Origin of the sequence: Gordonia alkanivorans (assembly GCF_004011905.1) — a bacterium.
GTDB classification, from domain to species: Bacteria; Actinomycetota; Actinomycetes; order Mycobacteriales; family Mycobacteriaceae; genus Gordonia; species Gordonia alkanivorans.
Window position 1 is genome coordinate 4,855,314 of the sequence record NZ_CP027114.1, and the last position, 12,211, is coordinate 4,867,524.

12 protein-coding genes are annotated in these 12,211 nt (G+C 69.5%); 7 read left to right on the forward strand and 5 right to left on the reverse strand.

Annotated features, from left to right (window positions below; genetic code table 11):
- The first annotated feature begins 229 nt into the window (after nt 1-229).
- Both C5O27_RS22095 and htpX read left to right on the forward strand, forming a co-directional pair.
- Nucleotides 230-721: a YajQ family cyclic di-GMP-binding protein gene (locus C5O27_RS22095; protein ID WP_006358209.1), complete on the forward strand. Its 492-nt coding sequence runs from the start codon at nt 230-232 to the stop codon at nt 719-721.
- 200 nt (nt 722-921) lie between these two features.
- Nucleotides 922-1,779, forward strand: coding sequence for a zinc metalloprotease HtpX (gene htpX / locus C5O27_RS22100; RefSeq protein ID WP_127963686.1), 858 nt, complete (start codon nt 922-924; stop codon nt 1,777-1,779).
- Nucleotides 1,780-1,828: 49 nt separating this feature from the next.
- Here the strand turns inward: htpX and C5O27_RS22105 are convergent, their stop codons facing one another.
- The gene (locus C5O27_RS22105) at nt 1,829-2,845 is read right to left on the reverse strand and encodes a polyprenyl synthetase family protein (protein WP_127963687.1); all 1,017 of its coding nucleotides are present in this window, start codon (nt 2,843-2,845) and stop codon (nt 1,829-1,831) included.
- A 119-nt stretch (nt 2,846-2,964) separates the two neighbouring features.
- Here C5O27_RS22105 and C5O27_RS22110 point away from each other — a divergent pair, with 119 nt between their 5' ends.
- Both C5O27_RS22110 and C5O27_RS22115 read left to right on the forward strand, forming a co-directional pair.
- On the forward strand, nt 2,965-4,236 hold the full coding sequence (locus tag C5O27_RS22110) for a geranylgeranyl reductase family protein (protein ID WP_006358206.1): 1,272 nt from the start codon (nt 2,965-2,967) through the stop codon (nt 4,234-4,236).
- A 217-nt stretch (nt 4,237-4,453) separates the two neighbouring features.
- Nucleotides 4,454-5,461 carry an oxygenase MpaB family protein gene (locus tag C5O27_RS22115; protein WP_127963688.1) on the forward strand — a complete coding sequence of 336 codons (1,008 nt, stop codon included), beginning with the start codon at nt 4,454-4,456 and terminating at the stop codon, nt 5,459-5,461.
- A 30-nt stretch (nt 5,462-5,491) separates the two neighbouring features.
- Here the strand turns inward: C5O27_RS22115 and C5O27_RS22120 are convergent, their stop codons facing one another.
- Nucleotides 5,492-6,199, reverse strand: a complete 708-nt coding sequence (locus tag C5O27_RS22120) for a demethylmenaquinone methyltransferase (RefSeq protein WP_005199624.1) — start codon at nt 6,197-6,199, stop codon at nt 5,492-5,494.
- A gap of 67 nt (nt 6,200-6,266) precedes the next feature.
- On the reverse strand, nt 6,267-7,418 hold the full coding sequence (locus C5O27_RS22125; RefSeq protein WP_127963689.1) for a glycosyltransferase family 4 protein: 1,152 nt from the start codon (nt 7,416-7,418) through the stop codon (nt 6,267-6,269).
- A gap of 108 nt (nt 7,419-7,526) precedes the next feature.
- Here C5O27_RS22125 and C5O27_RS22130 point away from each other — a divergent pair, with 108 nt between their 5' ends.
- Nucleotides 7,527-8,144: a Type 1 glutamine amidotransferase-like domain-containing protein gene (locus C5O27_RS22130; protein ID WP_127963690.1), complete on the forward strand. Its 618-nt coding sequence runs from the start codon at nt 7,527-7,529 to the stop codon at nt 8,142-8,144.
- Here C5O27_RS22130 and C5O27_RS22135 read toward each other — a convergent pair.
- Nucleotides 8,131-8,634, reverse strand: coding sequence for a hypothetical protein (locus C5O27_RS22135; protein WP_127963691.1), 504 nt, complete (start codon nt 8,632-8,634; stop codon nt 8,131-8,133). The two genes, C5O27_RS22130 and C5O27_RS22135, sit on opposite strands and share 14 nt — an antisense overlap.
- A 53-nt stretch (nt 8,635-8,687) precedes the next feature.
- A complete protein-coding gene (menD, locus tag C5O27_RS22140; RefSeq protein WP_127963692.1) occupies nt 8,688-10,376 on the reverse strand; it encodes a 2-succinyl-5-enolpyruvyl-6-hydroxy-3-cyclohexene-1-carboxylic-acid synthase in 1,689 nt (562 codons plus the stop codon).
- Nucleotides 10,377-10,438: 62 nt separating this feature from the next.
- Between menD and C5O27_RS22145 the strand changes: the two genes are divergently transcribed.
- Nucleotides 10,439-11,056 carry a class I SAM-dependent methyltransferase gene (locus tag C5O27_RS22145; RefSeq protein WP_127963693.1) on the forward strand — a complete coding sequence of 206 codons (618 nt, stop codon included), beginning with the start codon at nt 10,439-10,441 and terminating at the stop codon, nt 11,054-11,056.
- Nucleotides 11,057-11,119: 63 nt separating this feature from the next.
- On the forward strand, nt 11,120-12,196 hold the full coding sequence (locus C5O27_RS22150; RefSeq protein WP_127963694.1) for an AbrB family transcriptional regulator: 1,077 nt from the start codon (nt 11,120-11,122) through the stop codon (nt 12,194-12,196).
- Nucleotides 12,197-12,211: the final 15 nt, after the last annotated feature.

Genomic DNA, 12,211 nt, shown 5'->3' on the forward strand with positions numbered 1-12,211 from the left:
GTGACGGTCGTTCGAACAACGCGGTGAAGAATACAACGAACCATACGTCCCCACGCAAACCGGCTGGTCAGCGCCTCAGTTTTGGCAGCTCCCGGCCGACCCGACGCGAGCGCTGCCGGTCGGGCGTCGTCCCCTCTGCCGGTCGAGCCGCGTACCTGTGCCGGTTGGGCTACGTCGAAACCCCGCCACGCACCCAGTCCACCCGAGGCGATGACATAACCTGTCGGACATGGCTGATTCATCGTTCGACGTGGTGAGCAAGGTCGACCGCCAGGAGGTCGACAACGCCCTCAACCAGGCTGCCAAGGAGCTGTCGCAGCGCTACGACTTCCGCGGCACCAACACCGGTATCGAGTGGTCCGGCGAGGAGACGATCGTGATCACCTCCGACGCCGAGGAGCGCGCGCAGGCCGGTCTCGAGGTGTTCAAGGAGAAGCTGATCCGCCGCGACATCTCGCTGAAGGCGTTCGACGCCGGCGACATCGTCGGTTCCGGCAAGACCTTCAAGATCAGCGGCAAGCTGGTCCAGGGCATCGACTCCGAGCACGCGAAGAAGATCTCCAAGAAGATCCGCGACGAGGGCCCCAAGGGCGTCAAGGCACAGATCCAGGGCGACGAGCTGCGCGTCTCGAGCAAGAAGCGCGACGACCTGCAGGCCGTCATCGCCCTGCTCAAGGGCGAGGACTTCGGGATCGCCCTGCAGTTCGTCAACTACCGCTGACATTCACGCCGACATCCCCGCCCGCGATCCCCTGGCGGGCGGGGATATCGCTCGTCGACCCCACCGAGCATGACGCCCGGCGGCCGCAGATGTGTGCAAGATCGCACCGCGGGCCGTCGGAAACCCAAACGGACACTGCGTCGTTTGAATGAACGAGGCGCCTTCATCCTGGTTCGGCGCACGACAGACGAGGACCCCCGATGCATTTCAACGGATTGAAGACCGCAGCCCTACTGGGTGTGATGTCGGCGATCATCGTCGGAATCGGTGCCCTGTTCCAGAGCCCGCTGATCCTCTGGGGCTCGGTGATCGTCGCCGTGGGCATGAACGCCTACGTGTACTTCAACAGCGCCAAGATGTCCCTGAAGGCGATGCACGCCCAGCCCGTCACCGAGCTGCAGGCGCCCGTCATCTACCGGATCGTGCGCGAACTGGCCACGGCCGCCCACCAGCCGATGCCGGCGCTCTACATCTCCCCCACCGAGTCGCCCAACGCCTTCGCGACGGGCCGCAACCCGAAGAACGCTGCCGTGTGCTGCACGACGGGCATCCTGCAGCTGCTCGACGAGCGGGAACTGCGCGCGGTACTCGGTCACGAGCTGTCCCACGTCTACAACCGCGACATCCTGATCAGTTCCATCGCCGGTGCGATGGCCGCGGTGATCAGCGGTCTGGCGAACTTCGCGATGTTCATGGGCGCCTTCGGCGGCCGCGACAACGGCCCCAGCCCGCTCGCGATGATCCTCATCGCGTTCCTGGGACCCATCTCGGCCACGCTGGTGAAGATGGCGGTGTCGCGGTCACGTGAGTTCCAGGCCGACGAGTCGGGCGCCGAGCTGACCGGTGACCCGCTGGCACTCGCCTCCGCTCTGGCGAAGATCTCCGGCGGCGTCCAGGCCGCGCCGTTGCCACCGCAGCCCGACATCGCCGCGCAGTCGCACATGATGATCGAGAGCCCGTTTCGCGCCGGCGATCGCATGGCGAAGATGTTCTCCACCCACCCGCCGACCGCCGAACGCATCCGACGTCTTCAGGAGATGGCCCGCAACGGCCGCTAACCCTGCTGGTTGAGCAGGCGACGAGCGCCGCGAGGAGGCGTGTCGAAACCTACCCGACGCGGTCGATGGTGTAGTCCACCAACGACGAGAGCGCCTTGTGTGCCGGGGTCTCCGGCAACTCGGCGAGCATCGCGTGGGCCTCGTCGGCGAAGCTCTGCAGCTTCGCGCGTGCCGCGGCCATGCCGGCCGACGATTCGAGCAATCGAAGAGCCTCGGCGACCTCGGCGTCGTCGGTGAGCGGCCGTGAACCGCCGTCGGGACCGACGAGGAGTTCACGCAACCGCGCCGACGTCGCGTCGTCTACGGTGAGCGCGTAGAGCACGGGCAGGGTGTGGACACCCTCTCGCAGGTCGGTACCCGGGGTCTTGCCCGAGTCGACCGACACCGAGCTGATGTCGATGATGTCGTCGGACACCTGGAAGGCGACGCCGACGATGTCGCCGATCTTGGAGAGTCGTTCGATGTCGTCGGTGGTCGCGCCGGAGGCCATCGCGCCGAACCGTGCGGCGGCCGCGATCAGCGAACCGGTCTTCTCCCACACCACCTGCAGGTAATGGTCGATGGGGTCCGCGCCGGGCTTCACGCCGACGGTCTCCCGCATCTGGCCGGTGACGAGTTCGGCGAAGGTCTCGGCGATGATGCGCACCGCCTCGGGACCCAGCGTCGACACCAGTCGCGAGGCGCGGGCGAACAGGAAGTCGCCGGAGAGGATCGCGATCGAGTTCGTCCAGCGGGCGTTGGCGCTCGGGGCGCCGCGACGCATCGAGGCCTCGTCCATCACGTCGTCGTGGTAGAGCGTCGCGAGGTGGATCATCTCCACGACGGTGGCCGAGGTGATCACGTCCTCCGAGTCGGGACGCGGCCCGAACTGCGAGGCGAGGATTGCGAACATCGGCCGGAACCGCTTGCCGCCGGCCTTGGCCAGGTGCGTCGCCGCCTCGGTCATGACCTCGTCTCCGGATGAGAGTTCACCCAGGAGCAGGTCCTCGACCTTCTCCAACGAGGAGCGCACCGTTTCGGCGAACTCATCCGATACCAGGTCCAACCCGGCGAATGTGGACTTCACAGCTACGCCGCCCCATCTCGTCTGATCCGGCTAATGTGTGTCGGCGGAGGCCCGAGTGTCCTCGTGACCCCACCTGCCTGCCGAGCCTATCCGGTCCGGGGTACGGACATACTGTTCGGGTGAGCCCTGAGAAATCGACGCCCCGGGATGTCTCCTTCCCCGATCACGCCGACGTGTTGGTGGTCGGCGCGGGACCGGGCGGATCGGCGGCGGCAGCACATGCCGCGGCGGCCGGTCGTGACGTCGTCCTGGTCGACGCCGCGGTGTTCCCGCGCGACAAGACGTGCGGCGACGGACTCACCCCGCGCGCGATCGCCGAACTCGACGCACTCGGCCTGGGTTCGCTGGTGGCCGACCGGCCCCGCATCGACGGTCTACTCCTCAACGGGTGGGGTGCGCGGCAGCAGGTCCGCTGGCCGTCGGGCCGCTTCCCCGCGTACGGCAGCGCGGTCGCACGGACCGAGTTCGACGATGCGATCCGGGCGCACGCGGTGTCGTCTGGTGTCGCCATGGTCCAGGGCGCCAAGGCCGTCGACGTGACGATGGACGGCGACCGGGTCGGCGCGGTGACATTCTCCGCGGGCGGCACCACCCATACCGTGCGGGTGACCGACCTGATCGTCGCCGACGGGGTGCGGTCGGGACTCGGCAAAGCCCTTGGGCGCGAATGGCATCGAGACACCGCCTACGGTGTCGCGGCTCGAGCGTACGCACCGTCGGGCCGGGCCGATTCCCACTGGATGGGTTCACATCTCGAGCTTCGCGGCCCCGACGGCGACCTCCTCCCCGGCTACGGCTGGGTGTTTCCGCTGGGCAGCGAGGGCGGGGGTCTGGTCAACGTCGGCGTGGGGGCACTGGCCACGTCGAAACGCCCGGCGCACATGGCCCTTCGGCCGATCCTCGAGCACTACGCGACGATGGTCCGCGACGAGTGGGCTCTCGACGGACCGCCGGTCCGCATCGCGTCGGCACTGTTGCCGATGGGCGGTGCGGTGACCGGCGTCGCGGGCCGCAACTGGGTACTCATCGGCGACGCCGCCGCTTGCGTCAACCCGCTCAACGGCGAGGGCATCGACTACGCGATGGAGACCGCCCGGCTCGCCGTCGAACTCCTCGGCGCCGACGACTACACCGACCGCTGGCGCGACATCCTCGTCGGCCACTACGGGCTCGCGTTCTCCGCCGCCCGACGCCTCGCCGGACTCCTCACGATGCCGCAGACCGTGCCCACGCTCGGCCGTCCCGGCATCCGCTCCCCGCAACTGATGTCGCTGGTCGTCCGTGTCATGGGCAATCTGATCACCGACGAGGACACCGACCTCGTGGCCCGCGCCTGGCGGACCGTGGGCCGCGTCTCCAACCGGATCGATCCGCGGCCGCCGTTCGCCTGAGGGCCCGAACTCCCGCGTGCGGGTTTCCCTCCCGCGGTGTCGTTTCCTTCCCGCGTGCGCTATCCGGCAAGCGGGAAGGAATTGGTCCCGCGGGAAAATCTGCGACGTCTCACCACCCCCGGTACCTAATGAGACGTTGAGGCGGTACTGTTCCAACAGTGTGGCGCCGACCACACCGTGCAAGAATCGAGACCACCGCCGACCCTGGAGATGGAACATGTCCACCGCATCCACTCTCGCCACCCGCGCCAAGCACGCCGTCCAGAACCGGGTGGCGCAGCGCTATCACCTGCGTGGCGACATCGATCGCATGGACGCCGACCACGACCCCACGGCCGTCGCCCGGGCGCTGGCCACCCAGGAGTTCCCCTGGGGCATCACCCAGGCGCTGAGCTTCGCACTGTTCCGCACGTACGCGGTGCCGTCCATCGGTGACCTGCTGTACAAGACGAGCCAGTTCACCGAGTCGACGCAGAAGCGCTACGACGACACGGTGCTCCTGCTCGACGCCCCGATCGAGCACGGCGTCGACAGCCCCCTCGGCCGCGCCGGCATCCGCCGCATCAACCAGATGCACGGCATGTACGACATCCCCAACGGCGACTTCCTCTACGTGCTCTCGACTTTCGTGGTGTGCCCGGTCGAGTGGGTCAACGCCTACGAGTGGCGCAAGCTCACCAACCACGAGGTCCGCGGCCTCACGAACTACTACCGCCGCGTCGGGCAGCTCATGGGCATCAAGGACATCCCGGAAACCTACGAGGGTTTCAAGCAGTTCTACGAGGACTACGAGACGGCCAACTTCGCCTTCAGCGCCGACGCCCTGGCGGTCGCGGACTCGACGCTGGACCTGCTGGGCACCTTCATGCCCTACAAGCTGCTCCCCCGCGCGGTGGTGCGCCGGATGTCGTTCGCGCTCATGGACGATCGCCTGCTCACCGCGTTCAAGTACCCGAAGCCGACCCTCGTCGAACGCATCCTGGTACGCGGCGGCCTGAAGGCCCGTGGCCTCGCGATCCGGCTGTTCTTCCCGCCGCGGACCGAGCCGCTGTTCGGCCGCCAGACCAAGCAGGTCCGCAGCTACCCCAACGGTTACCGCCTCGAGGAACTCGGCACCTTCGGCGCGGGCTGCCCGGCACCGAAGGGCGAGAAGGCCGGCGCCGCAGGCTGCCCGGTTCCGCATGAACTCCTCACCGAGGATGCGCAGCAGGCCGCCGGCTCCTGATCCACCTCAGGGAGCGGTGGGCGACGAGCCTCAGGCTCGCGCGGAGTGGATCGCGGCGATGCCCCCGGTCATGTTCTGCCAGCGCACCTGGTCGAAGCCCGCTTCACGGATGAGGTCGCCGAGGGCGAACTGGTCGGGCCAGGCCCGGATCGATTCCGCGAGATAGACATACGCGGCCGGGCTGCTGGACACCTTGGTCGCGACCGCGGGCAGCGCCTTCATCAGGTACTCCATGTACACGGTGCGGAACGGCTTGAGGGTCGGCGTCGAGAATTCGCAGATCACCAGTCGCCCACCGGGTTTCAGAACCCGACGCAGCTCGGCGAGGGCCTTGGGGACGTCGTTTACGTTGCGCAGGCCGAAGGAGATGGTGGCCGCGTCGAAGGAGTTGTCGGCGAACGGGAGCGACAACGCGTCGGCCGCGACCTTGGGAACGTTGCGGTGGGCGCCGGCCTTCAGCATGCCGAGTGAGAAGTCGGCTGCGACACAGTGCGCACCCGAGGAGGCGAGTTCGACGGTCGACACCGCGGTTCCCGCGGCGAGGTCGAGGACGATGTCGCCCGGGCGCAGATCGAGCGCCTTGCGGGTCTTCTTGCGCCACCCGCGATCCTGTCCGAAGGACAGCACGGTGTTGGTGATGTCGTAACGGCGGGCGACGCCGTCGAACATGGCCGCGACCTCGGCCGGGTCCTTCTCCAGACTTGCTCGCTGAGGTGGGTTCGCGCCCGTGGATGCCATGGCAGTCACGCTACCGCGCACCGACGGTGTGATGACCGCGAGGTGGGCCCGGCGATTCTGGTCGCGCTCAGGCCGGCCGGTCGAGAGCCGCGACCCCGGCACCCGTCACCGACCGGTAGTGGTCGACGAGTTCGGCACACACCGCCGGCCACGTCCGTGTTCGCACCGTCTGGACGGCCGCCCGGCCGAATGCGGCTCGCACCGCGTCGTCGTGCAGCGAGTCGACGACCGCGGGAAGCATGTTCTCGTACCGCGCGACCTCGAGGAGGTAGCCGGTGCGGAACGGCGTCACCAGGTCGCGTGGCCCACCGGCGTCGGGTGCGATGACGGGCAGGCCGCTGGCCATCGCCTCCTGGATCGTCTGACAGAACGTCTCGTGTTCGCCGGCATGCGCGAAGACGTCGAAGGATGCGTAAGCACGGGCCAGCGCCTCGCCGCGGAGTTCACCGGCGAACACCGCGTCCGGCAGCAGCCGTTCGAGTCGGGCACGTTCGGGACCGTCGCCGACGACCACCAGCCGCACCCGAGGATCTCCCGACAGTCCCGCCAGCCGCTCGACATGTTTCTCCGGCGCCAGCCGACCCACGAACCCGCACACCAGTGCGTCCTCCTGGCCGCGTGACCACTCGGCGCGCAGCGCACCGCTACGCCGATCGGGCGAGAACAGGTCGAGGTCGACGCCCCGGCCCCACCGCCGCAACCGCGGCACCCCGCGCTCGGCGAGAGCGTTCATCGTGTCGGTCGACGGGACCAGGGTCAGATCGCACATCTCGTGCAGTTTGCGGGTGTAGCGCCAGGCCGCCTTCTCGACCGCGCCCAGCCGGTAGGCCGAGGCGAACCCGGCGACGTCGGTCTGGAAGACCGCGACCGTCGGCACACCCAGCGCCCGTGCCGCCGCGGCACCCGCAGCTCCCACCACGAACGGGGAGGCCAGATGCACGACATCGGGCGCGAAGTCGCGCAATACCCGGTACAGCAGCGGCAGCGGCACCCCGACCGGCAGCGACGTCACCCGCGGAACCCGCACGGCAGGCACCAGATGCACCGGCGTACGCCGACCGACTGTCCGTGGCGCCGACGCACATCCCCGCGGCGTGTCCGGGGCGATGACGACCACCTCGTGGCCGGTGGACTCCAGATGATCGACGACCCGCAGGACGGAGTTGACGACCCCGTTCATCTGCGGCAGGAAGCTCTCGGCGACGATCGCAACACGCATACCCCGACCCTGCGCGTCGGATCTGTCCGGCAGCGGCGAAGCGCGTGACTCGATGCGCAACGCCTGGTGAATTCCCGACGACCCGCGCCGCCGGTGCACAGTGGATGTGTGCCCGACATGGACCTACTGCTGCTGAGCCGCTGGCTCACCCCGGTGCGCGACTTCCTCGTGCCCCGGGTCGCCGCCGGTGCCCGCATCGGCTTCATCCCGACCGCGTCGTCGATCTACCCCGACCAGGCCTGGCTCGACCTCGATCGCGGCAGCCTCCGCGATCAGGGTTTCGAGGTCGTCGACGTCGATCCGGAACTCGTCTCGGCGGCCACGTTCACCCGAGCACTCGGCGAGATCGACGCGGTGTTCGTGTCCGGCGGCAACGTCTTCCATCTTCTCGGCGCGCTCCGCCACGCGGGCGCCGACCGCGTCCTCGTCGACGCGGTCCGGCGCGGACTGCCCTACATCGGGGTCAGTGCCGGGGCGTGCGTCACCGGCCCCGACATCGCGCCGCTCGCGCTACTCGACGACCCGGCCGAGGCAGCGCCCCTGACCTCGACCACCGGCCTCGAACTCATCGATGTCACGGTTGTCCCGCATGCGGAGGGAACCGTCGGCGGACGCGGCCGGATCGATCGGACGCGGCAGGAGTTCGCCGACCATCGGCTGCATTTCCTGCGCGACGACGAAGCACTCGTGATCTCCGGAGGGACCACGACGGTCATCGCGGGCTGACGGACTCCTCGTCGGCGCCGGAAGAATCAGCGTCGGAAGGTTCGGTGTCACCGGCGGTCTCCGCGGTCCGGCGGTTCCGGCGCCGGCTGAACTCCGCGACCCCGACCATCAGCAGGCCGACGACCACCCAGCCGACGACGGCGACGGACAGGCCCGGGATGATCGAGAGCATGGCGGTGCGTCCGGTCGGGCGCGCGAGATCCGGATTATAGGCGGCGTATTCGATGCTGATCCGCTGGCCCTCGCTGAGTTCGGTGGGATAGAGCAGACCGAAGCGCGGACTGTGGAACGAGCCGTCGGGCGTCTGGAAGTCGACTGCGGCGTGCAGCGCGTCCACCGAGACCACCTCGGCCATCACGGTGGCCTTGCTGGCCTCGATCGCGGAGTCGTTCTTGAAGCAGCCGGCGACGAGCGAGAACGCCATCGCGGTGATGGTGATCCCGACGACCAGCAGCCCGAGCTGCACGCGTCGCTGGATCACCGGATTCATGCCGTTCAGGGTAACCGGCCGCCGCGGCGGGTACGGGACCGCCGTCGCGCAGTCTAGACCGCCGACGCCTTCAGACGGGCCGCGATCGCCGCGTGCACCGACCGCAGCCGGTCCCGATCCGTGGCGACCTCGATCACCTCGATGCCGCCGGCCGTCGGGCTCTCGGCGAGGACGCTGCGCAGTTCGTCGACGCCGACGCGCCGGTGCGGGATGTGGAAGCCGGCGCACATCGACGCGATGTCGGTGCGGTGCGGGGTTCCGAAGACGCGCTCGTAGGCGCCGGCGTACTGCCCGGCGTTGTAGCGCGGGTCGCCCTGTTCGAGCAGGCCGAAGATCCCGCCGCCGTCGTCGTTCGCCACGACGATCCGCAGCGAGTCGGGCCGCGGCTCCCCGGGCCCGATGACCAGGCCGGTGGCGTCGTGGATGAACGTCAGGTCCCCCATCAGCGCGATCGTGCGAGCGCCCGGACGTTCGTGGTCGAGGGCCAGTGCGGCGCCGATCGCCGTCGAATTGGTCCCGTCGATGCCGGCGACGCCACGGTTGGACAGGACGCGCACACCCTCGGCGACCCGTCCGGCGAGCGCGATGTCGCGGATCGGGTTCGACGCCCCGACGACGAGTTGGTCACCCGGTGCCATCGCGGCGCTGACCGCGCGGGCGACGTGCAGCCCGGTGGTCGGACCGGGTTCGTCGAGCTCGGCCTCCACCGCACCGGCCACGCGTTCCTGCACGGCGGCGCACTCCTTGATCCAGTCCTCGCGCGGTTCGCCGACCACCTCGATGCGGGTGCCGGTCGCGAAGACGTTGCCCGAGACGTCGGGCCAGCGCGGGCCGGTGGTCAGCGCGTAGACCCGGACCTCGGGGTCGGCGAGCAGCCGCGAGACCCCGCGATGGAGCGTCGGACGGCCGCAGATGATCGCCTGCTTGGGTCGCACAGTGTCCAGTGCGAGCGGGTGCAGCGGCGTTGCCGGATGCGGCGCGGTCGGTTCGGCGACCGTCGGCACGTCGGCGAGCGCGGGATGCTCACCGGAGCCGTGACCGGACACCACGACCGTGTCCAGCGACAGGTCGATGGGCAGCGGGACGTCGAGTTTGCCCACCGGCGCCTGCGTCCACGGCAGGCCGCCGGGACGTCCGGCGAAGGAGCCCAGGTCGTCGTCTCCGACCTCGTCCGGATCGGGCACGAGGGGTTCCCGCAGCGGGATGTCGAACTGAACCGGACCGGCGTTGCCGGTGCGTGCACCGCGCGCGGCGGCGAGCACACGACCGACGGCCGACCGCCACTGGCTGTTGGTGTCGAGGTCACGCTCGGCGAGGCCGAGGCTGATCGCGGCACGCACCTGGGTGCCGAAGAGACCGAACTGTTCGACGGTCTGGTTGGCGCCCGATCCGAGCAGCTCATAGGGCCGGTTGGCGCTGATCACGACCAGCGGGACGCGGGCGTAGTTGGCCTCGAAGACCGCCGGACCCATGTTCGCCACGGCCGTGCCGCTGGTCATGACGATCGGCACCGGTTCCTTCGACGACACCGCGAGACCCAACGCCAGGTAGCCCGCCGACCGCTCGTCGATGCGGACGTGCAGCCGCAGCCGGCCCGTCGCGTCGGCGGCGTGTAGGGCGAAGGCCAGCGGCGCGTTCCGGGACCCCGGGCACAGCACGGCTTCCCGCACGCCACCCCGGATCATCTCGTCGACGATGACCCGCGCCTGCAGCGTCGAGGGATTCGGAACCGGTCGATTCATTCCTCAAGCGTAGGGACTCGAACTCCCGGCGATGCGCCGGGGAGCGGCGTTACGCTGGTCACGTGGGTTTCTATGGTGACCGCATCGTTCCGCATCTGGTCGAGATGACCTGCGGCATGTCCGCGCTGACGCCGCTGCGGCAACGCGCCTGCGCTCCGCTGAGAGGTCGGACGCTCGAGGTCGGTTTCGGCTCGGGCCTCAACGTCGGCGTCTACCCCGACACGATCACCGAGGTCGCCGCGGTCGAACCCTCCGACGTCGGCTGGTCGATGGCCGCCGACCGCGTCGCGGGATCGAGAGTGCCGATCGAGCGCTCCGGCCTCGACGGTCAGAAGCTCCCCTTCGACGACGAATCCTTCGACGCCGCGCTGTCGACCTTCACCCTGTGCACCATCCCCGACCTCGGCGCGGCCCTCGCCGAGATCCGGCGCGTACTCCGACCGGGCGGCACCCTGGCCTTCCTCGAACACGGCCTCGCCCCCGACGAGAAGGTACGCACGTGGCAGCGTCGGCTCGAGCCGATCCAGAAACGCGTCGCCGGCGGCTGCCATCTCACCCGCGACGTCCGTGCCGAACTGACCGCGGCCGGCTTCGCGGTCGGCACCGTCGACTCCTTCTATCAACCGGGTGTCCCGAAACCCCATGGGGCACTGAGCCTGGGCACCGCTCAGCCCGCCTGATCCCGGCCCGCCAACCTCGACCTCGCACGGCCGACGTCGAGGTGCTGCCCTACTGTGGGCACAATGCGTCGCTGGACACTGCTGGCCCTCCTGACCGCGGCCGCGACGCTGATCCTCGAGTTCTTCGACGTCGACGCGGCGGCCCTGTTCGCCGGTCTCGTCGTCGCCGGCCTACTCGCCATCGCCGGTCGTGCACCCCGGCAACGCAATTCCGACGACGACCCCGACGCCCCGATCGTGCCGCGCTGGGCGTTCGTCTCGTCCCAGGGTGTGCTCGGCGTCTACATCGGGACGATGGCCGAGCCGGAAACCCTGAGCGGACTGGGCTCGACGTGGTTCCCGGTGTTGGTGATCGGTGTCGCGACCCTGGCGATCTCGGTCATCTGCGGCGCACTCCTGGGTCTGCACCGGGACGTCGACCCGCTCACCGGTTCGCTCGCACTGGTGGCCGGCGGCGCCTCCGGGCTGGTCGCCCTCACCCGTGAGTTCGGCGGCGACGAACGGATGGTCGCGGTCATCCAGTACCTGCGCGTCGCGCTCGTCACCGTCACGATCCCGCTCGTCGCCTCCCTCGTCTTCGGGGCCGGCGAGGGCGCGGTCGAGGTCGTCCCGGCGTCGTGGACCGACCAGGCGTGGGGGCTGCTGCTGCTCGTCGTGGGCCTGGGAGTCGGTATCCCGGTGGGTCGACTTCTGCGACTCCCGGCCGCCGGGTTGCTCGGCCCGCTCGCGCTGTCGACGGCCGCCGAGCTCACCGGCATCGCCGGCGACGCCGCAGTGTCCCCGATCCTCCTCACCGTCGCCTATGCGCTGATCGGCTGGCAGGCCGGGCTCGGCTTCACCATGGAGCGTCTGCGCGCGATCGGGCGTGTCCTGCCGTATGCGCTCGTCCTGATCCTGGCCATCGGTGTCGGGTGCGCGCTGCTCGGTGTCGCGCTGTCGGCGTGGACCGGGGAGTCGATGTTCGACTGCTACCTCGCGACCACCCCGGGCGGCATCTATGCCGTCCTGGCGGCGGCGACCGGGGCCGGCGGCAACGTGGCCTTCGTCGTCGCGGCGCAGATCCTGCGGGTCCTCCTCATGCTGTTCGTGGCGCCGTTCGCCGCGCGTGCCGCCTCCCGGCGTGGTGGTCGGGGAAAGTAGCTGACTCCCTGGTCA

Bases quoted from the DNA above. Each gene is read 5' to 3' on its own strand.
- C5O27_RS22135 (WP_127963691.1), bottom strand. From the start codon at position 8,634: ATGAATCCGGTGATCCAGCGACGCGTGCAGCTCGGGCTGCTGGTCGTC.
- C5O27_RS22125 (WP_127963689.1), bottom strand. From the start codon at position 7,418: ATGCGTGTTGCGATCGTCGCCGAGAGCTTCCTGCCGCAGATGAACGGG.
- C5O27_RS22115 (WP_127963688.1), top strand. From the start codon at position 4,454: ATGTCCACCGCATCCACTCTCGCCACCCGCGCCAAGCACGCCGTCCAG.
- C5O27_RS22150 (WP_127963694.1), top strand. From the start codon at position 11,120: ATGCGTCGCTGGACACTGCTGGCCCTCCTGACCGCGGCCGCGACGCTG.
- C5O27_RS22095 (WP_006358209.1), top strand. From the start codon at position 230: ATGGCTGATTCATCGTTCGACGTGGTGAGCAAGGTCGACCGCCAGGAG.
- C5O27_RS22120 (WP_005199624.1), bottom strand. From the start codon at position 6,199: ATGGCATCCACGGGCGCGAACCCACCTCAGCGAGCAAGTCTGGAGAAG.
- htpX (WP_127963686.1), top strand. From the start codon at position 922: ATGCATTTCAACGGATTGAAGACCGCAGCCCTACTGGGTGTGATGTCG.
- menD (WP_127963692.1), bottom strand. From the start codon at position 10,376: ATGAATCGACCGGTTCCGAATCCCTCGACGCTGCAGGCGCGGGTCATC.